The following is a 24,835-nucleotide window of genomic DNA, read 5'->3' as shown; positions in this document are numbered from 1 at the left end:
CCTCGGGTACCTCTCGTGCTCCGCGGACCGCGACCGCACCGTGTTCCGGCCGGTAGCCTGCGCCGTCCGCCTCAAGCCGCGCTCGACACCAGCCGGGGCGCCGCCGCGGCCTCGCCGAGCACCCCGGCGAGCAGGGCCGGCAGGGTGCGTTCCCGGACGAAGAAGTGCCCGCCGGGGACGGTCCGCAGCTCGAACCCGTCCAGCGCGTAGCGGCTCCACTGGGCGACGCCCTCGGGGGTGGCGATGGCGTCGCCCCGGCCCGCGACGGCCAGCACCGGGCTGTGCAGCGCCGCGCCGCCGGCCGCGCACAGGGCCTCGCCCAGCCGCAGGTCGTCGCGGAGCGCGGGCAGCACCCGGCGCCGCCACAGGCCGGTCTCCTGCGGGTCGACCGCGCCGGGCGGCAGCACCCCGTGGTCGACCAGCCGGTGCAGCAGTCCGTCGTCCGGGAGGGCGGCGGCGGCGAGCACCGGCGAGCGCAGGTGCGGGGGCAGCACGGCCCCCACGGCGACCAGCCGGGGCAGCGGCCGGCCGGAGCGCTGGAGCGCGGCGGCGTAGGTGTGGGCGACCAGGCCGCCCAGGCTGTGCCCGTAGAACGCGAACGGGCGTTCCAGCAACGGCCCGATCAGGGAGTCGAGTTCGGCGATCAGCCGGTCGGGGTCGGTGATCCGCTGCTCCCTGATCCGCGGCCCCCGGCCGGGCAGCAGGACCGGCACCACCTCGGCGGCGGAGCCCATCGCGCTCTGCCAGCGGGCGAACGCGGAGACGCCGGCCCCGGCGTGGTGGAAGCAGATCAGCCGGGGCGGGCCGCCGGTGCTCACTCGTCCACCAGGGCGACGGCGCGGGTCCAACCCGCTCCGGCACCGGCGATCTTGACGGGGAAGCAGGAGACCCGGAAGCCGTGCGCAGGCAGGGTGTCCAGTGCGGCGAGCCGTTCGACCTGGCAGTACTCGCGGCGCCGCCCGGCGAAGTGGGCGGGCCACAGCACGGACTTGTCGCCGGTCTCCTGGTAGGCGCGGATCATGTGCCCGAACGGGGCGTCCAGGCTCCACGCGTCGGTACCGATCACCCGGACGCCGAGGTCGAGCAGGAGGTCGGTGGCCGGGCCGTCGAGCCCCGCGAAGTCGGTGAAGTACCGCGGGGTCCCGGCGTGCCGCGAGGCGCCGGTGTGCAGCAGCACGATGTCCAGCGGGTCGGGGCGGCGGCCGCAGTCGGCGAGCGCCTTCTCGATCCGCTCGACGCCGATCACGCCGGTGCCGACGTCGCTGACGTCGAGCACCTGGGCGGGCCGCAGGAACCAGTCGAGCGGCATGGCGTCGATGTGGCGCGGCACCCCGTAGTCGCCGACCGAGCCGTAGTGCGAGGGCGCGTCGACGTGGGTGCCGGTGTGGCTGGTCAGGGTGAGCGTGTCCAGCGAGAGCAGCTCACCCCCCGGCAGGTCGGCCGGGTCGAATTCGAGACCGAAGTGCAGGCGCATCTCCTCGGCCATGTGGCGGGCGCCCTCGGCGGGCGTCATGATCTCGTGGACGATCGGGTCCGGCTCCCAGCCGGCCGCGTCCACCGGTGACGACAGGTCGATGATCCGCAACTTCTCCCCCACGCTCGGGTCGGGTGCTCCGTCGCCGGGGTGGCGGCGGATCGCGTGGGAGCACTGTGCTGGCCCGGTCTCGAACCCCGTTCGAGGCTCGGCGGAGCGGAACCGGGGCCACCGGTCGGACGCGGCTCAGGCGGCGAACAGGTCCAGCACGGAGGTGCGCTGACGCGGCGTGCGGTCCAGCGCCGGGTCGGCCGCCAGCATCGCCTGCTGGAGCTTGCGCACCCGGGGCGACGGCTCCAGGCCCAGTTCCTCCACCAGGCGCCCCCGCAGCCCCTGGTAGACCTCCAGCGCCTGCCACTGCCGGCCGGAGCGGTACAGCGCCACCATCGCCTGGGCGTGCAGCCCCTCGTGCAGCGGGTGGCGGACGGTGAGGCCGGTGAGCTCGGCGACCAGGTCGGCGTGCCGCTCCAGCCGCAGGTCGGCCTCGATCCGGCGCTCCAGCACCCGCAGCCGGCTCTCCTCCAGGCGGGCCAGCTCGATGTCGAGCAGCGGCCCGGCCTTGACGTCGACCAGGGCCGGGCCGCGCCACAGCGCCAGCGCCTCCCGGTAGATGACGGCGGCGGCCTCGTCGTCGCCCGCGTCGGAGGCATCCCGGCCGAACTCGGCGAGCCGGTCGTACTCGTGCACGTCGACCGCGCCGGGCTGGACCTCCAGCAGGTAGCCGCCGTGCCGGGTGACCAGGACGTCCTTGGCGCCGCACGGGGCGTCCGGGCCGAGGCCCTGGGCGATCAGCCGGCGCAGGTGGAGGATGTACGTCTGCAGCGTGGTGAGCGCGCTGCGCGGCGCGTCCATGCCCCACAGCTCCTCCAGCAGGGTGGGGACCGGGACGACCTGGTTGGCGTACAGGGCGAGCAGCGCCAGGATCTGCCGGGGCTTGCCGGCGCTGGGCACGATCGAGCCGAACCGGGTCTCGGCTTCGAGGGGACCGAGCACTCTGATGTCCATGGGTGTTCCCTCCGTGTGGTGACCCGCGGGCGGCCTGGGGCTCGTCCGGGGGGTGCGGTACCTGACCGGTTCCGCTGCCGTACCAGGCTCCCGCGGCGGCGGTGCGGGCAACCAGTGCCAGGCTCCCGAGGGGAGTGTGCGTTTCGGCAGGCCCCGACCGTGAATCCTTCACATCCGAGTCGTGAGCCCGGCACTGGCCGCCCCGGGGCGGACGGCGGAACACTCTGTCGCATCGAGCCAGCCCCGATCACGACCCGACCGCAAGGAGACCGCCATGGGTGCCAACGCCTCCGTCCTGGGCCACGCCGACGACCTGTTCATCGAGGATCTCGGCCAGAGCGCCGCGGCTGCGGCCGGGCCCGTCACCGGCACCCTGTGCTTCTGCCGGGCCGCCGACGCCTACCTGGCCGCCCCCGCCGAGACCACCACCGGGCGCCGGGCGTGAGCGGGCTCCTCGGCCCGGCCGGCGACGGTCCGTTCCTCTCCTTCCGGCCCCACCTGAGCGTGGAGCAGGTCCCCGGCGAGGCGGTCTACCTGATATCGGACCAGCAGGTCACCGCCCTGCACGGGGCACAGATCGCCCGGCTGGCACCGCTGCTGGACGGGACGAGGAGCCTGGACGGCCTCCAGCGGGACACCGCGGGGGAGCTCACCGCGGAGCAGACCGCCGGCCTGGTCGGCAAACTGCTGCGGGCCGGGCTGGTGCACGAGCGCCCGGCCGGCCGGCCCACCGACCAGGAGGTCTACTGGTCCGCGGCCGGCCGGGACGGCCACCGGGCCGGCCGGCTGCTGGGCGCGGCCACCGTCGCCGCGCTCGACCCGGCCGGCACCGACCCGGCCGAACTGCGCGGCGCCCTGGACGCCGCCGGGCTGCGCACCGCGGACGGCCCGGACGGCGCCGACCTGTCGGTGGTGCTCTGCGAGGACTACCTGGACCCGCGGCTGGCCGGCGTCGACGCCGCGCACCGGGCGGCCGGCCGCCCCTGGCTGCCGGTGCGGGCCAACGGCGTGCAGACCTGGATCGGCCCGTTCTTCGGCGCCGCCGACGGCCCGTGCTGGTCCTGCCTGGCCGACCGGCTGTGGCGCGGCCGGCAGGTCGAGGCGCACGTGCAGCGCTCGCTCGGGCACGACGGCCCGGTGCCGCGCCCCGGCTGCTCGCTGCCCGCCGCCCGGACCGCCGCGCTGCAACTGGCGGCCCTGGAGGCCACCAAGTGGCTGGCCGGGCACCGCTACGAGGGCCAGCGGGCGCTGTGGTCGCTGGACAGCCTGACCCTGGAGGGCCGCCGCCACCCGGTGACCCGCCGCCCGGAGTGCCCGTGCTGCGGCGACCCGGGCCTGGTCGCGGCCCGGATCACCGCCCCGGTGGTGCTGCGCCCGCGCCCCAAGGCGCACGTCGACGGCGGCGGGCACCGGGCGCTGACGCCCCGGCAGGTGATGGACCGCTACGGCCACCACGTGGACCCGCTGACCGGCCTGGTCAAGGAGATCCGCCGGGACGAGCGCGGCCCGGCCGAACTGAACTGCTTCCACGCCGGGATCAACCCGGTGGGCGGCGCCGGCGGCCTGGCCTCGGTCCGGGCCGGGCTGCGCGCGCACGCCTCCGGCAAGGGCGCCACCCCGGCGCAGGCCGAGGTCGGCGCGCTGGCGGAGTCGCTGGAGCGCTACTCCGGGCACCTCCAGGGCGACGAGCCGCTGGTCACCGGCCGCTACCGGGACCTCGCGGCGGACGCGGTCCACCCGGACGCGGTCCAGCTGTTCGACCCCCGGCAGTACGAGGGCCGGGAGCGCTGGAACGCCGGACAGGGCGCCTTCCAGCAGATCGCCGACCCGTTCGACGAGGACGACGAGATCGACTGGCTGCCAGTGTGGTCGCTGACCGAGCGCCGCCAGAAGCTGATGCCCGCCGCGCTCCTCTACTACAACGCCCCGCAGCGGCGCGGCCGCCGCTACTGCCTGGCCAGCTCCAACGGCGCGGCGGCCGGCGGCACCCTGGAGGACGCCGTGCTGCAGGGCTTCCTGGAGCTGGTGGAGCGCGACGCCATCGCCCTGTGGTGGTACAACCGCACCGTGCAGCCCGGCGTCGACCTGGACTCCTACCGCGACCCGTGGATCACCCGGGTGCGCGAGCTGCACGCCTCGCTGCACCGCGAGGTGTGGGCGGTCGAGCTGACCAGCGACCTCGGCATCCCGGTGGTCGCGGCGTTCTCCCGGCGCACCGACAAGCCCGCCGAGGACGTCATGCCCGGCTTCGGCGCCCACCTGGACCCGGAGATCGCCCTGCGCCGCGCGCTCGCCGAGGTGAACCAGCTGCTCCCGAACGTGGTGGACGCGCGGGCCGACGGCACCGGATACGGTTTCACCGACCCGCAGGCGATGGCGTGGATGCACACCGCGAAGGTTGCCGAACTCCCTTACCTGCTGGCCGATCCGAGCCGGCCGGCGGGCCGGATCGCCGCTCCGGCGTTCGCCCCGCACGACGACCTGCTGGACGACGTGGCGGCCGCCGAGCGGCTGGTGCGCCGGGCCGGCCTGGAGATGCTGGTGCTGGACCAGACCCGTCCCGAGGCCGGCCTGCCGGTCGCCAAGGTCGTGGTGCCGGGCCTGCGCCCGCACTGGAACCGGTTCGCGCCCGGCCGGCTGTTCGACGTGCCGGTGCGGCTCGGCCGGCTCGCCGCTCCGACCCCGTACGACCTGCTCAACCCGATTCCCCTGTTCGTCTGACCGCACTCACCCGTGCTCGTCCGGACCTGGCGCGGACCGCGCCTGGATGGCTATGCGTATCGACAACCTGGTAGCTCCACAGCTCAGCGAACTCTGGTCGCTGCGCGAGGACACGTTGGTGGAGAGTGACGACGGGCAGGCCTCGCTGACCGTCCACGACCGTTGGGGCACCGTGGTGTTCGAGGACCCGGACCCGGCGCTGCGGCAGGCCCTGGAGCGGATGACGCTGGGGCCGGTCTCGCTGAGCAACGTGCTGCCCGGCTTCCCCGGGCTGTGGGAGGTCGACCGGCCCGGCGGGCACGGCGCGGAGGTGACCAGGCTGCTGCGCGACCTGGACCGGATCCGCGGCAGCCTGGTGCGCTCGCTGGCGCTCGGCGGCACGCCGGTGCTCAGCGTGGTGCCGCTGGCCCGGGGCGCCTGGTTCACACCGCGCCCGGCGCCCGCGGACCGGCCGTGCCGGCTGTCCCGGTTCACCGTGATGCGCTGGGCGGAGGGCGGGCTGCGGCTGGAGTCGCCGCTCGCCCACCACCGGGTGCAGCTGCACCGCTCGGAGGCGATGCTGCTGCTCGGCATGCTGGACGGCACCGCCCAGGCCGGCGGCCCCCGGCTGGACCCGGAGCTGGCCCGCACCGCGATCGGCTACCTGGTGGCCGCCCGGATCGCGGTGGTCGCCGAGGACGCCGGGGAGCCCGGCCCGGACCGGCCGTCCCGGTTCACCGAGGACGACGACCCGCGGCTGGTCGGCTGGTCCCCCGACGACCTGCTGGTGCACTCGCGCAGCCGGCTGGGCCGCAGCGACGGCCCGTTCGGCGCGACGTACGCGCACCAGGGCCGGATGCCCGCCGAGCCGGTGGTCAAGCCGCTCGGCAACCGGCCGGCGCTCGCCCTGTACCGGCCCGACCTGGAGGAACTGCGCGGCGGGGACGAGCCGTTCACCTCGGTGCTGGAGCGCCGCCGCTCGGTCCGCGACCACGGCCCGGAGCCGCTGACCGAGGACCGGATCGGCGAACTGCTGTTCCGGGCCTGCCGGGTGCGCGAGAGCGCCGGCGCGGGCCGGACCCGCGGCGCCGGCACCGGCGCCGGCACCGGCCCGGGCGGCGACGGCGCGGACGCGGCCTGGAGCGACCGCCCGTACCCGAGCATGGGCTCGGTGTACGGCCTGGAGCTGTACCTGGTCGCCGGGCCCGGCACCGAGCTGGCCCCGGGCGCCTACCACTACGACCCGCTCGGCCACCTGCTGGAGCCGCTCGACGCCCCGCCCGGCGATCTGGACGAACTCCGTTCCACCGCACGGACGTTGATGGGCTCCGAGCAGCAGCCGCCGCTGCTGCTGGTGATCACCGCGCGGTTCCGGCGGGCCACCCACGCCTTCAGCGGGATCGCCTACACCAGCCTGCTGAAGGACGTCGGCGTGCTGCTGCAGAACCTGTACCTGGTGGCCACCGCGATGGACCTCGCGCCGTGCGCGCTCGCCTCCGGCAACTCGGACACCGCGGCCCGCGCCTTCGGGCTGGACTGGCCGGTGGAGTCCAGCGTCGGCGAGTTCGTGGTCGGAACGAAACCGCGGGAGGCGGACCCGCCCACGGCGTAGCCCCGTCCCGTACGATCCGAGGGCAGCGGGAACCGTACGAGTCCCATGGGGGAGCAGTGAACGAGACGACGGCGTGGCCGGCACTCGATCCGGGGGGCCGGCAGCTGGCCCCGAAAGCAGCGGTGACCATCACCGCCCTGGTGTTCCTCGGCTATACCGGAGTCGCCACCGCCTACATTCTGGCACTGGATCCGAGCGCCCTGCTGCTGACCGGTTCGGTGGCCCTGCTCTTCGCCCTGCTGGGCCTCCAACTGGTGCACTCCTTCCCGAGGTTGGCGCCCGCGCTGGCCAGCAGGTGGCCGCTCACCTTAGCCCTCCAGGCGGTGATCACCTACGGGCCGATGTTCTTCCTGGGCGAGCTGTGGATCGGCATGCCGAGCTTCCTGGCCGCCTCGCTGCTCCTGCTGCTGCGCCCGGCCGTCGCCTGGCCCGGCTTCGTCGCGGTGGTGGTGGCCAGCAACCTGCTGATGCTCTGGATCGGCGACGGGCTCGGCCAGACCTTCTACATCAGCGTCGCCACCACCACCAACGGCCTTGTGGTGTACGGCCTTTCGCGACTGACCGACCTGGTGATCGAGGTGCACCGCTCGCGCGCCGAGCTGGCCACCCTGGCGGTGGCGCAGGAGCGGCTGCGCTTCGCCCGGGACCTGCACGACCTGCTCGGCTACAGCCTCTCCGCGATCACCCTGAAGTGCGAGCTGGCGTACCGCCTGGTGCCAGGTCAGCCGGACGTGGCGCAGCAGGAGTTGACGGAGATCCTGCAGACGGCCCGTCAGGCCCTTTCCGACGTGCGGGCGGTGGCCCGCGGCTACCGGGAGATGTCGCTGAGCGCCGAGGCGGAGAGCGCCAAGGCGATGCTGGCCACCCTGGGGGTGCGCTCGGTGGTGCGGCTGGACTTCGGGCTGGTGCCGCAGCAGGTGGAGACGGTGCTGGCGACGGTGCTGCGCGAGGGACTGACCAACATGCTCCGGCACAGCAAGGTCGAGCACTGCGAGATCTCGACGGTCCGCGACGGCCGCACGATCCGCTTCCGGCTGGCCAACGACGGCGTGGGCCGCGGCGGTCCGGAGTCGGCGGCCGCCCCGCGGGACGCCTCGGGCGGTTCCGGGATCGGCAACCTGGCCACCCGGGTGCGCGAGCTGGGCGGTTCGCTGACCGCCGGGCCGCAGGGCCAGGAGTGGTTCGTGGTGGAGGCGGCGATCGACCTGGACGCGGCGACGCTGGCGCTGTCCGGCAGCGGCGGGCGGCAGGGCGCGGCGGCCGTGCCGGCGGCGCCCGCGGTGGCCTGAGCGGCCGCGGACGCCGCACGGGCCGTCATATCCAGTCGGCGTCCCGGGCGATCCGGATCGCGTCCACCCGGTTGCGGGCGTTCAGCTTGCCGACCACGGTGGTCAGGTAGTTGCGCACGGTGCCGGCCGACAGGAACAGCTTGGCCGCGATCTGCCCGGCCTCCAGGCCGTCGGCGGCCAGCCGCAGCACCTCCCGCTCCCGGGTGGTGAGCGGGGACGGGTCGCTGTCCAGTGCGGCGAGCGCGAGCGCCGGGTCGATGGCCCGGCCGCCGGAGGCCACCGTGCGGATCGCGGCGGCGAGTTGGCCGGGTTCGATGTCCTTGAGCAGGAACCCGGCCACGTGCGCGGCCATCGCCCGGCGCAGGTTGCCGGGCCGGCCGAGGCTGGTGAGGATCAGCGTCCGGCAGGTCGGCAGCGCCTCGGCCAGCTGCCCGGCGGCGGTGATGCCGTCCGCCCCGGGCAGGTCGATGTCCAGGACCGCGACGTCCGGCGAGGTCTCCTTGGCCCGGGCCAGCACCTCGTCGCCCGATCCGAGTTCCGCCACCACCTCGATGTCCGGTTCCAGCTGCAGCAGAGCGACCAGGGCTCTGCGGAGCACTTGCATGTCCTCCGCGATGAGAATGCGGATCAATGACGCCCCCGTGAGTGATTCGCGCCGTTCCGGATGAGTGATCAGCTGAACGATATCGGCACGGGAGGCGATTCAGACCGACTCGGGCATCCTGGATGTCCCCGGTCCGTCACCCGTTCGAGAGCGGCGGCGGCCCGGTGCTGGTGGGGGCCGGGCGGCGGTCAGGGGCGGCCTCCGGATCCCAGCGACCTCACCACCTCTCCCAGGAAGCCCTCATCGAGCATGGTCGACACCGCGGTGTCCGGGACGGCCTCGTGCCCGGCGTCGTGGCAGGCGATGCTGACCAGGTAGCCGCGCTCCAGCTCGTGCGTGCCGAAGGTCCACTCGCCGTGCGCGGCGCTGCGGCCCTGGGGGGTGAGCAGGGCCGCGCCGCCCGGGTCGAACCCGAACTCGGTGAAGCCCAGCCGCATGCCCTGCCCGAGCGCCTTGGTGTACGCCTCCTTGCGGGTCCACAGCCGCAGCAGCTCGCGCTCCTGTTCGGGCTCGTCCAGGGCGCCGAGCCAGCGCCGCTCGGCGGGCGTGCACAGCAGGCGGCGCATGTCCCGGTAGCGGACCGTGCGGTCGGCGATCTCGGTGTCCACGCCGATCCGGCCGCGCCGGTTGAGGCCGACCACGATCAGGTCGCGGGTGTGGCTGATGCTGACGCCGATCTGGTCGCAGCCGCGCAGGTACGGGCGGCCGCCGGGCTTGTAGCCGAGCTCGACGGCGTCCGGGGGGACGTGCAGGGCGGCCCCGGCGGCGTACCGGACGAGCAGCCGGGAGGCGGCGAAGCGCTCCCGGGTGCGGGTCCGCTCCAGGGTGGTGAGGCGCTGCCAGTCGCGGGCGCCGAGCAGCACCCGCAGGTCGGGTTCGGCGAGGACGGCGTCCTGCCACTGGTCGGTGTAGGCGTGCACCACGGCGTGGCCGCTCCAGGCCATCGCCCGGCGCACCCGGAGCCAGGGGGCGTCCGGTCCGGCCATCAGCATCGGCGCCTCCACCCGCGGGGCGGGCGGGGCGCCGGTGGTCAGGGTGTCCATCGGGGCGCGCCCCCTTCCGCGAGCGGGGTGTCGTGCAGGTCGTAGGAGCGGGCGCCGGCCAGCCGGGAGAGCACCTCCTCGTACAGCCGCCGCACGCACGCGGGCGACGGCGGGCCGGTGCCGGGCAGGCCGAGCCGGCTCGCCAGCCGGGTCAGCGCGAGCACCGGCCAGGCCGGGTCGGCGAGGAAGCCGCCGCCGTCGCGGGCGGCCTCCCAGGTGCCGAGCACGGCGCCGGCCGCGGCCAGCAGCGCGTACCGCTCGACCTGGGCGCACCAGACGGGGCTGGCGAGCGTGGTGGCGCCGTCCGCGGCCAGCTCCAGGCAGCGGGTGCGCAGCGCGTCGAGTTCGGCGGCGAACGCCCCGGCCAGGTCGGCCAGCCGGGCGCCGAGCTCGCCCGCGGGCGGCCGCCGCCGCAGCCGGCCGGCCGCGGCGGTCAGCGTGGCGGTGAGGAAGTCGGTGCCGCCGGCCACCGCGAGGGCGCCCAGGTCGAGCGGCGGCAGCGGCTCGGTGAAGGCGTACAGCGCGGCCGGCGGTTCGGCCGCCCGGCCCCAGGACTCCCGTGCCAGCAGCGGCAGTTGCGGGATCAGCACGGCCTGGCAGGCGGCGGTGCCGACGTGGCCGAGGCTGGCGGCGGGCAGGTCCCGGAAGAGCTTCTGCAGACTGCCGGGGCCGCCCTCGCGGTCGTACCCGGCGGCGCCGAGCACGGTGGACAGCTCCTCGACGTCCTCCTGGAGCAGGTCGGGCACCAGGTACTTGACGGCGGCGGCGCCCAGGTGGGCGCTGTCGGGCAGCAGGTGCAGGGCGCGCAGCACGGCGGTGGCCGTCGCGTCGGCCATCAGCAGGTCGGCGAGGACCCCGGCGAGCAGGGCGCGGTGGCGCGGTCCGGCGGTGCCGCTGCCGTCCGGTCCGGTGGTGGCCGCCGCGGCGGCCCGCAGCACGGTGTCGGCGGCGGCCAGCACCAGCGCGGGGATCAGGGTGCGGTTGAGCTGGAAGGTGCGCAGCGCCAGCCGGACGCCCTCGCCCGGGGCGCCGACCCGGGCGTCGCCGGACACCGCGAGGTCGGTGAACTCCAGCCCGGCGAAGTGGCAGCCGCGCAGGCCGGTGCTGGCCCGGCGGGGCAGCACCGCGAGGCCGCGGTCGGCCTCGGCGGGGTCGACCAGCAGCACCGAGTGGCTGCCGCCGGCCTCGGGCGCGACGGCGGCGTAGACCACCACCGCACCGGCCCGGTCGGCGTTGATCACCACGTCCTTGCGGCCGTTGAGCCGGTAGCCCGCGCCGTCGGGGGCGGCGGTGAACTGGCCCTGCCACATGGCGTTGCCGTGCGCGAGCTCGTGGTGGGCGATGGCCACCGTCCGGCCGTCCAGCAGCAGGGCGGCGAGCCGGCGGCGCTGCCGCTCGTCGCCGGCCGCCCAGACCGCGGCGGCGGCGAACAGCGAGGTGATGCCGTGGCCGAAGCCCAGCGAGACGTCCCGGCGGAAGACCGGGCGCAGCACCCGGGCCAGGGTGTCGGCGCGGTCGAGGCGGCCGCCGAGCTCGACCGGCACCAGTTCGGCGCCGAACCCGCCGTCGTGCAGCACCCGGACGGCGCCCTCGGCGGGTTCGGCGCGCTCGTCGGCCCGCATCAGGGCCCGGAACCCGGCCGGGTTGTCCGGGTCGCCGGGGTCGCCGAGGCGCTCCTCCCAGGCGGCGACCCGCTCCCGGACCCGTGCTTCCACGGCGTTCACGTGACCACCTCCGGAACGAGCAGACCGTCGTCCAACTCGGCGTACAGCGGGCGCAGTTCGCCGCGCAGGAAGAGCTGGCGCATCATCGACCGGCGGACCTTCCCGCTGGTGGTGCGGCGCACCGAGCCGGGGCTGACCAGCAGCACCCCGGCCGGGCGGGCGTCGAACTCCTCGGCCAGGCAGCCGCGGACCTTCGCGGCCAGCGCGGCCAGCGCGGCCCGGTCCCGGCCGGGCCGGCGGACCTCCTGGACGACCACCAGCCGGTCGGGCTCGTCCGCGCCGAACACCACGGCGGAGGCCAGGCGTTCGCCGCAGTCGATCAGCCGGCGCTCCATCTCCTGCGGGTGGACGCTGCGCCCGGCCACCACCACGGTGTCCTTGAGCCGCCCGGTCAGGTACAGCTCGCCGCCGTGCAGCACGCCGAGGTCGCCGGTGCGCAGGAAGCCGCGGGCGCCGGCCGCGGTGACCGCGCCGAACACCTCGGCGGTCTCCAGCGGCCGCTGCCAGTACCCGGCGGCGACGGACGGGCCGCGCACCCACACCTCGCCCTCGGCGCCGTCGGGCAGTTCGGTGCGGCTGGCCGGGTCGACGATCCGCACCTCGCCGCCGCGCGGGCGGCCGCAGCTGACCACCCGGCGGGCGGGCGGGGCGCCGTCGGGCAGGCCCGCCGCGAGCCGGACGGGGTCGGTGCCGGTGGTGCTGACCAGCAAGGTGGCCTCGGCGAGGCCGTACCCGGCGACCATCGCGCCGGGCCGCAGCCCGGCCGGGGCGAACCGGGCGGTGAACGCCTCGACGGTGGCCGCGGACACCGGCTCGGCGGCGTTCACGGCGTGCTCCCAGCGGGACAGGTCGAGTCCGGCCAGGTCCGCGTCGGTGACCTCGGCGGCGCACCGGGCGTACGCCGAGTCGGGGGCGGCGGCGACCGTCACCCCGTAGCTGTCGATGGCCCGCAGCCAGCGGGCCGGGCGGGCCAGGAACAGCCGCGGCGGCATCAGCACCGCGGTGGCGCCCAGCCACAGCGGGTGCAGCAGCTGCCCGATCAGGCCGAGGTCGTGGTAGCAGGGCAGCCAGCCGCCGATCCGGGTGCCGCGGTGGGTGCCCAGGGCGCGCTGGATCTCCGCCATGGTGGCCAGCAGGTTGGCGTGGGTGACCTGGACGCCGCGCGGGGCCGCGGTGGTGCCCGAGGTGTACTGGACCAGCGCGACGTCGGTGGGCCGCGGCCGGGCCGGCCGCCAGCCGTCCGCGTCCTCGGCGGCCTCGGGCAGCGGGCGGTCCACGGCCAGGCACAGCACCTGGCCCCGGCCGGCCTCGGACAGGCCGCGGGACATGTCGGCCGCGTGCCTGGCCTCGGTCAGCACCACCGGAGCGCCGCTCTCGCGGGCGATCGCGGAGGTCCGCTCGGCGGCGGCGGGCGACGCCGAGGGCGGCGGCACCGGCACCGCGACGGCGCCCGCGTACAGGCAGCCGACCACGGCGACGGCCAGGTCGGCCCCGGTCTCCAGGGCGACCATGACGGGCCGGCCGGCGGCCTGCCGCCCGGTCAGCCAGCGGGCCAGCACCCGGGCCCGGCGGTCGAGTTCGGCATAGGTCAGGGTGTCCGCACCGGCGCCGGGGTCGGTGTCGCGGAGCGCGACGACCGCCGGGTCGGCAGCTGACCGGGCGAACCGGTCGACCAGGGCTTCGGTCAGGCTCTCTGGCTCCCACATCCCGCACCTCCGGCGGCTGAGAACCCGGGCCGGACCTCGGACCGGGCTCCGTCCAGTCTCCGGCGGGCCGCTCAACCGCCTCTTGAAGCCCGCTCTCCTCCGGCTCGGCCGGTCCGCCGGGGCCACCGCGCTCATCGGCGGTTCTCCCCGGGCATCAGCCGGTCCAGGTGCGCGAGCTCCGAACGGAGCGTCAGCTCCAGCGGGGTGAGCGGGACTTCGGGGATCAGCCGCTCGGGGTGCCCCGGCGGCGGCGAGAGCAGCGTGATCGGCGGGTGCAGCGGCGCGTGCAGCGACGGCCGGAACGTGCCGGGGCGCTCGCCGAGCAGTCGGCGGTCCTCCTCCTGCTGCATCTCCAGGTACGCCTGCACCCCGCCGTGCGCGTGCATCCCCCCGAGCATCGCCAACGCCCGGACCACCCGCCGCGCCACCATCGCGAGCAGCCGTACCGAATCGGTCGGCCCGGCCATGTCTCACCACCTCCTCCGTGTCCGACGCTTGCCGGTGGGCAGGATGCGGCTTCGTCCTGGAGTACGGCCTGAGGACGGCCGGAGCGCGGCCGGAGCCCCACCGGGAGGACGGCAGGAGTACGGCAGGAGCCCGGGTCGAACGCGGACCCGGCCCGGCCCGGCCTGGCGCGGGCCGGACGGCGGGCCGTCCGGGCCCCGGGCACGACGGCGGAGCGCGCCGCGGGCCCGCTCAGGAGGGCTGCGCGGCGGGTTCCTCGTCGGGGAACAGCCGCAGCCGGTGGGCCAGGGCGGCGGCCTCGCCGCGGCCGCCGACGGCGAGCTTGGCGAGGATGTTGGAGACGTGCACGCTGGCGGTCTTCGGGGAGATGAACAGCTGCTCGGCGATCTGCCGGTTGCTGCGGCCGAGGGCGAGCTGGCGCAGCACGTCCCGTTCGCGCGGGGTGAGGCCGAGGCCGTCACCGGGGCCGCCCGCGGGGCTCTCCCGGTGGCCGAGGCCGAGCCGTTCGGCGAGCAGCTCGGCGTCCTGCCGGGTGGTCAGGTCGCCGCGGCGGCGGGCGAGTTCGGCGGCCTCGCGCAGGTGCGCGGCGGCCGCCTCGCGGTCGCCGGCCGCGGCGGCGTCCTCCGCGGCGCGCAGCAGCGCGAGCGAGAGCGGTCCGGGAGGGCGGCGGCGCGCAGTTCGGTGACGGCGCCCTGCCGGTGGGCGGCGGTGGGCGGCCGGCCGCGCGGGCGAGTTCGCCGGCCAGCAGGGCGGCCCAGCCGCGGTGCAGGGCGCAGCGCGGGGTGAGCCGGGCGGCGAGGTCGGCGATCCGGGCGAGGGCGGCCTCGCCCTCGGGGGTGCGCGGGTGCTGGTCGGCCTCGGCCTCGGCGGCGTGGGTGAGCAGCGGGAGCAGGTGGCCGTCCTGGCCGGCCAGGACGGTGCCGTCGAGTGCTTCGGCGAGCCGGGCGCGGGCCTGGTCGGGGCGGCCGAGGCGGACGGCGAGCCGGATGCCGAGGGCGGCGGTGGGCAGCACGTGCTGGGGCTGGCCGCCGCCGCCGCCGCTGGCGTGGGCGGCGGCCCAGTGGGTCTCGGCCTCGGCGGTGTCGCCGCGCAGCAGGGCGAGTTCGCCGCGCAGGCGGTCCATGAACTCGCCGTGGGTGTCGGCCTCGGGCTTGTCGTCCCAGTCGGCGAGGACGGCGGCGGCCTCCTCGGTGCGGCCCGCGGCGAGCAGCGCCTCGGCGAGGTTGCCGGTGAGGATGGGGCCGGTGTTGAGGAGCAGTCCGCTGCGGCGGGCGGCGTCGAGGCCGGTGCGGGCGGCGGTGGCGGACTCCTCGGCGCGGCCGTAGGAGAGCAGCAGGCTGGCGAGGTTGTTGAGGCTGCGGGTGTGGACGTCGTCGTTGCCGAGCGGCCGGGACTGTTCGACCGCCTCGGTGAGCAGGGCGACGGCGCGGTCGCCCTCGTCGAAGTCGCCGAGCAGCCCGGCCAGGGTGACCCGGGCGTGCACCTCGACGGAGGGCGCACCGGCCCGGCGGGCGATGGCGACGGCGCGTTCGGCGGTGGCGACGGCCGCGGGGCCGGGGTTGCGGAGCAGGTTGTGCGCGGCCTCCAGGGCGAGCGCCTCGGCCTGGACGGCGGACGGGCCGAGGTCCTGCACCAGCCGGTGGGCGTACTGGATCTCCTCCAGGCCGCCGGTGCGCTTGAGGTGGTCGAGCATCTTGGCGCGCTGCAGCCGGAACCAGGCGGCGCGCAGCGGGTTGCGGGTCTCGTCGACCAGGGCGAGGGCGCGGCGGGCCAGGCTCTGGCCGCGGTCGCGGTCGCCCGCGCGGCGGGCGGCGACCACCGCTTCGGCCAGCACGTCGACGAGTTGGAGCCGGTCGCAGCCGTCGTGCTCGTCGTCGTCGCAGGCGCAGGGCGGGTAGGTGTCGGCCCAGTCGTAGGGGCGCAGGGTGGTGGCGAGGGCCTGTTCGGAGACGGCGTCCCAGAGTTCGAGGGCGCGTTCGAGCATCTTGAGCTGTTCGGCGAAGGCGTTGCGCCGGCGGGCGCCCCGGGCCGCGTCGAGGGCGGCGGGCAGCGCCCGGGCGGGCTGGTGGGCGTGGTACCAGTAGTCGGCGAGCCGGGCGGTGCGCTGTTCGGGCCGGACGAGTTCCGGGTCGGCCTCCAGGACGGTGGCGAACCGCCGGTTGATGCCCTGCCGTTCGCCGGGCAGCAGGTCGTCGGAGACCGCCTCGCGGACGAGGGCGTGCCGGAACCGGTAGCCCTCGCCGTCGGTGTCGGGGCGCAGGATGTTGGCGCCGACGGCGGTGCGCAGCGCGGAGATCAGCGCGTCCTCGCCGCCGGCCCCGCTCTCGGCGACGACGGCGGCGAGCAGGGCGTGTTCGATCCGGGAGCCGCCCTCGGCGGCGATCCGGACGATCCGCTGGGTCTCCTCGGGGAGCGCCTCGACCCGGACCAGCAGGATGTCGCGCAGCGACTCGGTGACGCAGGCCAGACAGCCGTTGCGGTAGGCGGTGGCGAGTTCCTCGACGAAGAACGGGTTGCCCTCGGAGCGGCGGTGGATGCGGTCCACCACGTCCCGTCCGGGGGTCTCGGGGCCGAGGATGCCGGCCAGCTGGGCGGCCACCTCGGGCCGGTCCAGGCGTTCCAGTTCGAGCCGCTGGACGGTGCGCAGCCGCTCCAGCTCGGCCAGGAACGGGCGCAGCGGGTGGCGGCGGTGCAGGTCGTCGGTGCGGTAGGTGGCGACGATCAGCACCCGGGAGCGGTGCAGGGTGCGGACCAGGTAGGCGAGCAGCTCCCGGGTGGAGCGGTCGGACCAGTGCAGGTCCTCGACGGCGAGGACCAGCGTCCGGCCCTCGGTCAGCCGCTCGAAGAGCCGGGCGGTGTGCTCGAACAGCCGGGCCCGGCCGTACTCGTCGTTGCCCTCCCCGTCGGCCTCCCCGAAGTCCGGCAGCAACCGGGCGAGGTGGCCCTCCAACCCGGCGGCGGCGGCGTCCAGTTCGGGGCCGAGCCGCCGGTGCAGGCGGCGCAGCGCGGCCGAGAGCGGCCCGTACGGCAGGCCCTCGGCGCCGACCTCCAGGCAGGCGCCGAGCGCGGTCACCGCCCCGTCCGCCTCGGCCCGCGCCAGGAACTCCTCGACCAGCCGGGTCTTGCCGACCCCCGCCTCGCCGCCGACCAGCACGGCCTGCGGCTCCCCCGCCCCCGCCCGGCCCAGGGCCGCGCCGAGCAGGTCGGTCTCCCGGCCGCGTCCGACGAACACCGGGCTGACTGTCTGCTCCATGTCCGCGAGCATGCCACAGCCCTCGGACCACGCCGAACGGTTATCCCGATCCGCGGACGGGCCGGCCCCGCCGGTCACCCGGCGCAGCCCGCCACGGCGCCCGAACGGCCCTGCTCCGCACCGGACTTGGCCTGCGCCACCGGCGCGGCCTCCCGGCGCACCGCCCGCACCACCCGCTCGACCAGCCCGCTGCGCGACGCGCGGACCGCCTCGCGGGCCAGGCGCTCGGCGGCGGCCCGGCTGTGCAGTTCGCGTTCCCGTACCTTGAACAGCTCGTACTCGTACACGGTGTTTCCCCTCGTCGTCTGCTGGTGTCCAGCCTCCGCTCCCAGGGGGGTGCGCCACATCGGGAGCCTGCCCGATCTGCGCGGGCGGCGGACGGGGAAAACGCCGGTGCCCGCCCCCTCCGGGGGCGGGCACCGTGCTGGGCGGGGCCTAAGGAGCCTCCTTAGGCGGCCGCTCTCGGCCTAGGACTGCTTAGACGAGCTTCTCCAGGATCAAATCCTTGACCCTAGCCGCGTCGGCCTGCCCGCGGGTGGTCTTCATGACCGCGCCGACCAGCGCGCCCACCGCCTGCACCTTGCCGTCGCGGATCTTCGCGGCGACGTCCGGGTTGTCGGCGATGGCCTGGTCGACGGCCGCGCCGAGCGCCGAGTCGTCCGAGACGACGGCCAGGCCGCGCTTCTCGACCACCTGGTCCGGCTCGCCCTCGCCCGCGAGGACGCCCTCGATGACCTGGCGGGCCAGCTTGTCGTTGAGCTTGCCCTCGGCGACCAGCGCGCACACCCGGGCCACCTGGGCCGGGGTGATCGGCTGCTCGGACAGCTCGGTGCCGGTCTCGTTGGCGCGCCGCGCCAGCTCGCCCATCCACCACTTGCGGGCCTGGTCGGCGGGGGCGCCGGCCGCGATGGTCTCCGAGATCGGCTCCACCGCACCGGCGTTGAGCACCGACTGCATGTCCTTGTCGGTCAGGCCCCACTCGGCCTGCAGCCGGGCCCGGCGGACCCGGGGCAGCTCCGGCAGGGAGGCCCGCAGCTCCTCGACCCACTCCCGGGCCGGGGCGACCGGCACCAGGTCGGGCTCGGGGAAGTACCGGTAGTCCTCGGCGTTGTCCTTGATCCGGCCGGCCGTGGTGGAGCCGTCCTCCTCGTGGAAGTGCCGGGTCTCCTGGACGATGGTGCCGCCGTCGGTGAGCACGGTGGCGTGCCGCTGGATCTCGAACCGGGCGGCCCGCTCGACGCTGCGCAGCGAGTTGACGTTCTTGGTCTCGCTGCGGGTGCCGAAGGTCTCGGTGCCGTTGGGGCGCAGCGACAGGTTGACGTCGCAGCGCATCTGGCCCTTGTCCATCCGGGCCTCGGAGACGCCCAGCGCCTTGATCAGCTCGCGCAGCTCGGCGACGTACGCCTTCGCGACCTCCGGCGCCCGGTGGCCCGCGCCCTGGATCGGCTTGGTGACGATCTCGATCAGCGGGATGCCGGCCCGGTTGTAGTCCAGCAGCGAGTACTCCGCGCCGTGGATGCGGCCGGTGGCGCCGCCGACGTGGGTGGACTTGCCGGTGTCCTCCTCCATGTGGGCGCGCTCGATCTCCACCCGGAAGACCTCGCCGTCCTCCAGCTGCACGTCGAGGTAGCCGTTGAAGGCGATCGGCTCGTCGTACTGGCTGGTCTGGAAGTTCTTCGGCATGTCCGGGTAGAAGTAGTTCTTCCGGGCGAACCGGCACCACTCGGCGATCTCGCAGTTCAGCGCGAGGCCGATCCGCACCGCCGACTCCACCCCGACCGCGTTGACCACCGGCAGCGAACCGGGCAGCCCGAGGCAGGTCGGGCAGGTCTGCGAGTTCGGCTCCGCGCCCAGCCCGGTGGAGCAGCCGCAGAACATCTTGGTCTTGGTACCCAGCTCGACGTGGACCTCAAGGCCCATCACCGGGTCGTACGAGGCCAGTGCGTCGTCATAGGACACCAGGCTCATGGTGCTCACAGGAATCCTTTCAATTTCAATGCGTGTTCGGTGTCCGCAAGCCATCGCTGGTACGAGGGCAGCTGGCCGAGAAGGTCGAGATCGATGTGCTGTGCCAGTAGTTCCATGCTGTCGTCCAGCGCCCCGCCGTGGCCCTTGCCGGCGATCGCCTGCCAGACGCGCTTCGCGTAGGCGGGGTGGTCGGGGCTGTTGTGCGCCTTCTCCACGTCACCCGGCTGCTTGTAGGGGTAGGCGGTGAGATCCGCTCCGCCTACCGCGGTGGTGATCGCCTTCCGGTCGGCGAGCATCCACGACTCGGTCATCCGGACGGGGACCAGCACCACCGGTTCGGCGGCTTTTGACCCTTGGGCCCATTCCCTCAGTTCGGCCGCAAGGTCATCCGCCTTCGCGCGTTCCTTTTCGTCGCTGTGCAGAAACAGCAGATGGCAGTCCAACGCCAGCTCCCGAGCCGCTTTCGCCACGCCTGCGGCGGTGATCCTCACAGGCGAAACCTCGCATGGCTGCACGTCCACTGGACCTGGTGCCTTGGCCAGCAGTAGACCCTCCAGCTGACGGGTGATCAGCGTGCGCAGGAACGGCTCGTCGCTGACGCCCTCTGCCACCAACCCGAGTGCCAACCATCGGCTCATGACGTCGCCTGTCCGAGAGCCCTCAGCAGGCGCTCGACCGCTTGGGGTGTCATGGAAGTGCCCGGCTCAGTGTCCGGGGTCCGCGGCAGCAGCGGTCGGGGCACCGTGATCCGCGAGACCGTGCCGCTCCTCGGATCCACATGATTGGCCTGTTCCAGGAAGACGACTCCTCCGGAGACATCGTTCCGAAGTGAAGCCAGCAGGGCGGGCGAGTGCGTGGTGACCAACAGTTGACCGTTGCCGGACAGCCCCGTGCCACGACCGAGCCGGCGCACCAACTTGGAGACCTGTGCCAGGTGCATCCCGTTCTCGATCTCCTCCACGGCGAGCAACCCCGTCCGCTCAGGATCCCAGTACGCGGCGAGCAGCGCGAGCGCCCGCAGCGTGCCGTCGGAGAGCGAGGCGGGCGAGACCCATCCGGTGTGCTCGAACTCCACCTCGAAGTCGAACTCTCCCCGGGTGCGCAGCATTTCGGTGCGGATGCCCCGTACCCCTGGCACCAGAGCCGCCAGATCGGCCACCAGCCGGGTGAAGCGCTCGGGAGCGGTCTCCTCGATCCGGCGCACCACGACGGCCAGGTTGCTGCCGCGCGGCTCCAGCAGCCCGTCGGCCTCGGGGCGTCCGAGTTCGCGCAACGCGGCAGGTTCCAGGACGTACGGTTGCCAGTCCCCGCACTCCTGGGCCACCAGCCCGAGAAGTTCCCATGCTTGAGGCATGTCAGGCAAGGGCAGAGCTTCCTGGTCCTGCAGCAATCGATCAGTGCGTCGAGTTCGCAATCCGACCACCGAAACACCGGTCCTGCGCACGAAGGCGTCCCGCGTCTCCCGAAGGCCGGATCGCAGCTCGTCCGGGTAACCGAGCCGGTCCATCCAGTCCGTGTGCTTCAGTGCGGACACCCAGATCCGGCTGCGCCGTGGATCCATGCCCGCTCGGGAGCCGAGCAGGCGTGCGCACAGTCGTACTCGAACGGGTAGCGGGCCGTCCGGCGACGGAACGAGCATCCCCACCGTGATGGTGAACTCATCCCGCAACGGTTCCCGTTCCACCCCACCTCGGTGGAATAGGTCGCGCACGGCTAGTCGCCGGTCGCCTGCCAGGGTTTCGCTGAACCCCTGGCGGACCGTCCCGGCGACCAGCCGCAGCGCATCGAACAGATTGGACTTGCCGGCCCCGTTGACGCCGAGGAGGACGGTCACCGGATGCACATCCAGCTCGAAGCCGACGAACGACTTGAAGCCGTCGATGCGGATCTGCGTGATCATCTCTTCTCCTCGACCTCTCCGGAACCGGCGCCGCTAGCCGAGCAGGACGTCGTCGTCGCCGAGACGCTTGAGCTCGCGGACGAGGAGTGCGGTGCCGGTGATCAGGGCGGCGACGCCGACCAGGGCGTTGACCAGCTTGAGGGTGTCGTTCTCCTCGCGGGCCTTGCGGACGTCCTTGGCGATGGAGACGGCGCCGAAGGCGCTGGTGCCGATGGACAGCCACAGGCCGGGCTTCGAGTGCTTCCAGCCCTTGGCCTTCTCGATCTTGCTCATAGTGCCGGTGCCTCCTCCAGCAGGGCGTGGCCCCACTTGTCGTTGAGCGCGGCCTCGACGGCGCCGCCCACGCGGTAGAGGCGGTCGTCCGCCATCGCGGGGGCGATGATCTGCAGGCCGACCGGGAGATTGTCCTCCGGGGCGAGCCCGCAGGGCAGCGACATGGCCGCGTTGCCCGCCAGGTTCGAGGGGATGGTGCACAGGTCGGCGAGGTACATCGCCAGCGGGTCGTCGGTGCGCTCGCCGAGGCGGAAGGCGGTGGTCGGGGTGGTCGGGGAGACCAGCACGTCCACGCCCGCGAAGGCGGCGTCGAAGTCCCGCGAGATCAGGGTGCGGACCTTCTGCGCGGAGCCGTAGTAGGCGTCGTAGTAGCCCGAGGACAGCGCGTAGGTGCCGAGGATGATGCGGCGCTTGACCTCGGCGCCGAAGCCGGCCTCCCGGGTGAGCGCGGTGACCTGCTCCGCGGAGCGGGTGCCGTCGTCGCCGACCCGCAGGCCGTAGCGCATGGCGTCGAACCGGGCGAGGTTCGAGGAGGCCTCGGACGGGGCGATCAGGTAGTACGCGGGCATCGCCAGCGTGAAGGACGGGCAGGAGACCTCGACGACCTCGGCGCCCAGTTCGCGCAGCAGCTCGACGGACTCCTCGAAGCGCTGCATGACGCCGGCCTGGTAGCCCTCGCCGGCGAACTCCTTGACCACGCCGATCCGCATGCCGCGCACGTCGCGCATCCGCGCGGCGGCGACCACGGCCGGGACGGGCGCGTCGATGGAGGTGGAGTCCAGCGGGTCGTACCCGGCGATGGCCTCGTGCAGCAGGGCCGTGTCGAGCACGGTGCGGGCGCACGGGCCGCCCTGGTCGAGCGAGGAGGAGAAGGCGACCAGGCCGTAGCGGGACACCGAGCCGTAGGTGGGCTTGACGCCGACGGTGCCGGTGACGGCGCCGGGCTGGCGGATCGAGCCGCCGGTGTCGGTGCCGATCGCCAGCGGCGCCTCGAAGGCGGCCAGCGCGGCCGCCGAGCCGCCGCCGGAGCCGCCGGGGATGCGGCCGAGGTCCCACGGGTTGCCGGTGGGGCCGTAGGCGGAGTTCTCGGTGGAGGAGCCCATCGCGAACTCGTCCATGTTGGTCTTGCCGAGGATGACGACGTCGGCGTCCTTCAGACGCTTCGTCAGGGTCGCGTCGTACGGCGGGACCCAGCCCTCCAGGATCTTCGACCCGCAGGTGGTCGGCATGCCCCGGGTGGTGAAGACGTCCTTGAGCGCCAGCGGCACGCCCGCGAGCGGGCCCAGCTCGGCGCCGGAGGCGCGCTTGGCGTCGACGGCGCGGGCCGCGGCCAGCGCGCCCTCGTGGTCGACGTGCAGGAAGGCGTTGACCTTCTCGTCGACGGCGTCGATCCGGTCCAGGTGGGCCCGGGCGACCTCGACCGCCGAGACCTCGCCCTTGGCGATGGCGCCGGCCGTCTCGGCCGCCGTGTACTTGATCAGCTCGGTCATCTCGGTCAGTCCTCCCCGAGGATCTGCGGCACGCGGAAACGCTGGTCCTCGCTCGCCGGGGCGCCGGACAGCGCCTGCTCCGGGGTCAGCGACGGCCGCACCTCGTCCGCCCGCATCACGTTGGTGAGCGGGAGCGGGTGGGAGGTCGGCGGGACGTCCTGCCCCGCGACCTCGGAAACGCGGGCGACCGCGCCGATGATCACGTCGAGCTGCTCGGCGAAGTGGTCCAACTCCTCCGCCTGCAACTCCAGACGCGACAGCCGGGCGAGGTGGGCGACCTCCTCGCGCGTGATGCCAGGCATGCAGCGATCCTCAAGGGTGAGTTCTGGTGGACCGGGCCTTGCCCCTCGGGCACCCCGGTCCTTTCGGTCCTAAGGGGCCATCCTATGGGCAGACGGCGCACGGCCGTCCGGCCGCACGCGGCGGGGCCCGCCCGGGACGTCCCGGGCGGGCCCCGTCGGGCGGGCGCTCAGCGCGGCAGCGACTCCACCGGCGGGGCGTCGTTGCGCCGCACCAGCAGCCAGGCGGTGGCCTGGTCGGCGGGCAGCGCCGCGGAGACCAGCCAGCCCTGGACGGCGTCGACGCCCATGTCCTGCAGGCGCTCCCAGGTCTCGTCGTCCTCGACGCCCTCGGCGACCACGGTCAGGCCCAGCGAGTGGGCGAGTTCCACCGAGCAGCGGACCACGGCGGCGTCGTGGTCGTCGGCGACCATCCGGGAGACGAAGGAGCGGTCGATCTTGAGTTCGCCGACCGGCAGGCTGCGCAGCCGCACCAGCGAGGAGTGGCCGGTGCCGAAGTCGTCCAGGGACATCCGGACGCCGTAGCGGCGCAGTTCGGCGAGGGTGTCGGCGGCGCGTCGGCTGTCGTCGAGCAGCAGCCGCTCGGTGATCTCCAGTTGGAGCGCCGCGGCGGGGACCTGGTGCCGGGTGAGGTGTCCGGCGACCCGGGCGGCGAAGCCCGGGTTGAGGACGTCGCGCGGCGAGACGTTGACGGCGACCGGGACCATCAGGCCCTGGTGGCGCCAGCGGGCGATCTGGCCGACGGCGCTCTCCAGCACGTAGTCGGTGAGCCGGGGCATCAGCCCGGAGGACTCGGCGAGCGCGATGAACTCGTCGGGCGCCACCCTCCCCTGCCCGGCCCGGTCCCAGCGGACCAGCGCCTCCAGGCCGACGACGCTGCCGTCGAAGGCCACCTTGGGCTGGTAGTGCAGCTGCACCTCGTTCATCTCGATGGCCCGCCGCAGGTCGCCGAGCAGGCCGATCCGGTACGGGGTGTCGAGGTCGCGCGCCTCGTCGTAGCGCTCGACGCCGCTGCGGCCGTGCTGGGCGTGGCCCATCGCGACGTCGGCCCGGCGCAGAAGCGATTCTGCATCCTGGGCGTTGGCGGGGTAGGCGCACACGCCGGCGCTGGCCTCCAGGACGAGCAGTAAGCCGTCCAGCCGGATCGGCGCGGCGAGTTCGGCGATCAGCGCCTTCGCGGTCCGCTCCAGCACCTCGGTGCTGCCCACCCCCGGCAGCAGCACGGCGAACTCGTCGCCGCCCATCCGGGCCACCACCGGGCGCTCGCCGCGCCGCACCGGCGGGGGCAGCGCGGTGCCGTCCTCGCCGTCCCGGGGGTGGCCGGTGCCGGTGCGCAGGGCGCGGTGCAGCCGGCGGGCGATGTGCACCAGCAGCCGGTCGCCCGCGGTGTGGCCCAGGGCGTCGTTGAGCGAGCGGAAGCGGTCCAGGTCGAGCAGGATCAGGCCGACCCCGTAGCCGGGTTCGGCCTGGTGCTTGGCCAGCGCCTCCTGGGTCGCGATCAGCAGCGCCTGCCGGTTGGGCAGGTCGGTGAGCGGGTCGGTGAGCTGGTCGCGCGCCCGGTCCCGGGCGATCCGCCAGGCGGCGACCAGGACGGCCAGGGGAACCGAGAACAGCGGCAGCAGTTCGGGTTCGTAGCGGTACACCAGGACGGCGAGCGGGATGAGCGGCGCGGCTCCGGCCAGCAATACGCCGAGCAACAGGACCGCTCCTGCCACCCCCTGCGGCGGGCGTGTGGGCGCGCCGCCGGTCGTACGATCCATAAGCCCAGTCCTCCGTCGGGCCCGCCCCCCGGCGGGGCCGCCTCACGGTGAGGCACCCCTCTCCGCAGAGGTGCCGGTGGACGTCAGACGAGGGCGTGTCCCCGGGACACCGGTGGAAAACCGGCGCCACACACTCCTGCTGACAGTTCGTAGCGCCCAGGGTAAGCCGGGGTGCCCCACCTGGGCGCACTTTCGGGCCAGCTCTGAGCG

General features: G+C 74.7%; 22 protein-coding genes. 4 read left to right on the top strand and 18 right to left on the bottom strand.

The window, feature by feature from the left end:
• Positions 1-71: 71 nt before the first annotated feature.
• From HUT16_RS23680 to HUT16_RS23670, 3 genes are all read right to left on the bottom strand, one after another.
• Positions 72-818, bottom strand: coding sequence for a thioesterase II family protein (locus tag HUT16_RS23680; protein WP_254897962.1), 747 nt, complete (start codon positions 816-818; stop codon positions 72-74).
• On the bottom strand, positions 815-1,585 hold the full coding sequence (locus tag HUT16_RS23675) for a cyclase family protein (RefSeq protein ID WP_176192839.1): 771 nt from the start codon (positions 1,583-1,585) through the stop codon (positions 815-817). Before HUT16_RS23675 ends, HUT16_RS23680 begins: the two co-directional genes overlap by 4 nt.
• Positions 1,586-1,720: 135 nt before the next feature.
• Positions 1,721-2,539: an AfsR/SARP family transcriptional regulator gene (locus tag HUT16_RS23670; protein WP_176190093.1), complete on the bottom strand. Its 819-nt coding sequence runs from the start codon at positions 2,537-2,539 to the stop codon at positions 1,721-1,723.
• Positions 2,540-2,813: 274 nt separating this feature from the next.
• On the opposite strand from HUT16_RS23670, the gene HUT16_RS23665 reads away from it, so the two are divergent.
• From HUT16_RS23665 to HUT16_RS23650, 4 genes are all read left to right on the top strand, one after another.
• The gene (locus HUT16_RS23665) at positions 2,814-2,984 is read left to right on the top strand and encodes a hypothetical protein (RefSeq protein WP_176190092.1); all 171 of its coding nucleotides are present in this window, start codon (positions 2,814-2,816) and stop codon (positions 2,982-2,984) included.
• Positions 2,981-5,260: a TOMM precursor leader peptide-binding protein gene (locus HUT16_RS23660; RefSeq protein WP_176190091.1), complete on the top strand. Its 2,280-nt coding sequence runs from the start codon at positions 2,981-2,983 to the stop codon at positions 5,258-5,260. The genes HUT16_RS23665 and HUT16_RS23660 overlap by 4 nt, the downstream gene beginning before the upstream one ends.
• Before the next feature lie 46 nt (positions 5,261-5,306).
• Positions 5,307-6,851 carry a SagB family peptide dehydrogenase gene (locus HUT16_RS23655; protein ID WP_176190090.1) on the top strand — a complete coding sequence of 515 codons (1,545 nt, stop codon included), beginning with the start codon at positions 5,307-5,309 and terminating at the stop codon, positions 6,849-6,851.
• 122 nt (positions 6,852-6,973) lie between these two features.
• On the top strand, positions 6,974-8,140 hold the full coding sequence (locus tag HUT16_RS23650) for a sensor histidine kinase (protein ID WP_254897961.1): 1,167 nt from the start codon (positions 6,974-6,976) through the stop codon (positions 8,138-8,140).
• A gap of 25 nt (positions 8,141-8,165) precedes the next feature.
• Here the strand turns inward: HUT16_RS23650 and HUT16_RS23645 are convergent, their stop codons facing one another.
• From HUT16_RS23645 to HUT16_RS23580, 15 genes are all read right to left on the bottom strand, one after another.
• The gene (locus tag HUT16_RS23645; RefSeq protein WP_176190088.1) at positions 8,166-8,771 is read right to left on the bottom strand and encodes a DNA-binding response regulator; all 606 of its coding nucleotides are present in this window, start codon (positions 8,769-8,771) and stop codon (positions 8,166-8,168) included.
• A 161-nt stretch (positions 8,772-8,932) separates the two neighbouring features.
• Complete coding sequence (locus HUT16_RS23640) at positions 8,933-9,787, bottom strand: 4'-phosphopantetheinyl transferase superfamily protein (protein WP_176190087.1); 855 nt, start codon at positions 9,785-9,787, stop codon at positions 8,933-8,935.
• Positions 9,775-11,511, bottom strand: coding sequence for an acyl-CoA dehydrogenase family protein (locus HUT16_RS23635; protein WP_254897960.1), 1,737 nt, complete (start codon positions 11,509-11,511; stop codon positions 9,775-9,777). Before HUT16_RS23635 ends, HUT16_RS23640 begins: the two co-directional genes overlap by 13 nt.
• A complete protein-coding gene (locus HUT16_RS23630) occupies positions 11,508-13,217 on the bottom strand; it encodes a fatty acyl-AMP ligase (RefSeq protein ID WP_176190086.1) in 1,710 nt (569 codons plus the stop codon). Before HUT16_RS23630 ends, HUT16_RS23635 begins: the two co-directional genes overlap by 4 nt.
• A gap of 131 nt (positions 13,218-13,348) precedes the next feature.
• Positions 13,349-13,684, bottom strand: coding sequence for a DUF6059 family protein (locus HUT16_RS23625; protein ID WP_176190085.1), 336 nt, complete (start codon positions 13,682-13,684; stop codon positions 13,349-13,351).
• Between the two features lie 229 nt (positions 13,685-13,913).
• The gene (locus HUT16_RS38495; RefSeq protein WP_303392094.1) at positions 13,914-14,108 is read right to left on the bottom strand and encodes a LuxR C-terminal-related transcriptional regulator; all 195 of its coding nucleotides are present in this window, start codon (positions 14,106-14,108) and stop codon (positions 13,914-13,916) included.
• Positions 14,109-14,139: 31 nt separating this feature from the next.
• Entirely contained in the window at positions 14,140-16,935 is a 2,796-nt protein-coding gene (locus tag HUT16_RS38490; RefSeq protein ID WP_254897959.1) for an AAA family ATPase, read from the bottom strand.
• Positions 16,936-17,009: 74 nt separating this feature from the next.
• Positions 17,010-17,222, bottom strand: a complete 213-nt coding sequence (locus HUT16_RS23615; protein WP_176190084.1) for a hypothetical protein — start codon at positions 17,220-17,222, stop codon at positions 17,010-17,012.
• Positions 17,223-17,412: 190 nt separating this feature from the next.
• Entirely contained in the window at positions 17,413-18,912 is a 1,500-nt protein-coding gene (gene gatB / locus HUT16_RS23610) for an Asp-tRNA(Asn)/Glu-tRNA(Gln) amidotransferase subunit GatB (RefSeq protein ID WP_176190083.1), read from the bottom strand.
• Positions 18,909-19,514, bottom strand: a complete 606-nt coding sequence (locus HUT16_RS23605; protein ID WP_176190082.1) for a DUF4276 family protein — start codon at positions 19,512-19,514, stop codon at positions 18,909-18,911. The genes gatB and HUT16_RS23605 overlap by 4 nt, the downstream gene beginning before the upstream one ends.
• Positions 19,515-19,537: 23 nt before the next feature.
• On the bottom strand, positions 19,538-20,803 hold the full coding sequence (locus tag HUT16_RS23600; RefSeq protein ID WP_176190081.1) for an AAA family ATPase: 1,266 nt from the start codon (positions 20,801-20,803) through the stop codon (positions 19,538-19,540).
• A 33-nt stretch (positions 20,804-20,836) separates the two neighbouring features.
• On the bottom strand, positions 20,837-21,076 hold the full coding sequence (locus tag HUT16_RS23595) for a hypothetical protein (RefSeq protein ID WP_176190080.1): 240 nt from the start codon (positions 21,074-21,076) through the stop codon (positions 20,837-20,839).
• Complete coding sequence (gene gatA, locus HUT16_RS23590) at positions 21,073-22,575, bottom strand: Asp-tRNA(Asn)/Glu-tRNA(Gln) amidotransferase subunit GatA (protein WP_176192836.1); 1,503 nt, start codon at positions 22,573-22,575, stop codon at positions 21,073-21,075. Before gatA ends, HUT16_RS23595 begins: the two co-directional genes overlap by 4 nt.
• Complete coding sequence (gatC, locus tag HUT16_RS23585; RefSeq protein ID WP_014138188.1) at positions 22,572-22,868, bottom strand: Asp-tRNA(Asn)/Glu-tRNA(Gln) amidotransferase subunit GatC; 297 nt, start codon at positions 22,866-22,868, stop codon at positions 22,572-22,574. The genes gatA and gatC overlap by 4 nt, the downstream gene beginning before the upstream one ends.
• A 167-nt stretch (positions 22,869-23,035) precedes the next feature.
• Positions 23,036-24,562 (bottom strand): bifunctional diguanylate cyclase/phosphodiesterase, encoded by a 1,527-nt coding sequence (locus tag HUT16_RS23580; protein ID WP_303392093.1) that lies wholly within the window; start codon positions 24,560-24,562, stop codon positions 23,036-23,038.
• Positions 24,563-24,835 lie beyond the last annotated feature (273 nt).

It is taken from the genome of Kitasatospora sp. NA04385, assembly GCF_013364235.1.
GTDB lineage: Bacteria > Actinomycetota > Actinomycetes > Streptomycetales > Streptomycetaceae > Kitasatospora.
This window is presented reverse-complemented; position numbering and strand designations above follow the sequence as displayed.

What these genes read in the sequence shown, in the direction of transcription:
- HUT16_RS23665 (WP_176190092.1), top strand. Translation starts at nt 2,814, where the DNA reads ATGGGTGCCAACGCCTCCGTCCTGGGCCACGCCGACGACCTGTTCATC.
- HUT16_RS23600 (WP_176190081.1), bottom strand. Translation starts at nt 20,803, where the DNA reads ATGATCACGCAGATCCGCATCGACGGCTTCAAGTCGTTCGTCGGCTTC.
- HUT16_RS38490 (WP_254897959.1), bottom strand. Translation starts at nt 16,935, where the DNA reads ATGGAGCAGACAGTCAGCCCGGTGTTCGTCGGACGCGGCCGGGAGACC.
- gatC (WP_014138188.1), bottom strand. Translation starts at nt 22,868, where the DNA reads ATGCCTGGCATCACGCGCGAGGAGGTCGCCCACCTCGCCCGGCTGTCG.
- HUT16_RS23595 (WP_176190080.1), bottom strand. Translation starts at nt 21,076, where the DNA reads ATGAGCAAGATCGAGAAGGCCAAGGGCTGGAAGCACTCGAAGCCCGGC.
- HUT16_RS23670 (WP_176190093.1), bottom strand. Translation starts at nt 2,539, where the DNA reads ATGGACATCAGAGTGCTCGGTCCCCTCGAAGCCGAGACCCGGTTCGGC.
- HUT16_RS23630 (WP_176190086.1), bottom strand. Translation starts at nt 13,217, where the DNA reads ATGTGGGAGCCAGAGAGCCTGACCGAAGCCCTGGTCGACCGGTTCGCC.
- HUT16_RS23655 (WP_176190090.1), top strand. Translation starts at nt 5,307, where the DNA reads ATGGCTATGCGTATCGACAACCTGGTAGCTCCACAGCTCAGCGAACTC.
- HUT16_RS23625 (WP_176190085.1), bottom strand. Translation starts at nt 13,684, where the DNA reads ATGGCCGGGCCGACCGATTCGGTACGGCTGCTCGCGATGGTGGCGCGG.
- HUT16_RS23640 (WP_176190087.1), bottom strand. Translation starts at nt 9,787, where the DNA reads ATGGACACCCTGACCACCGGCGCCCCGCCCGCCCCGCGGGTGGAGGCG.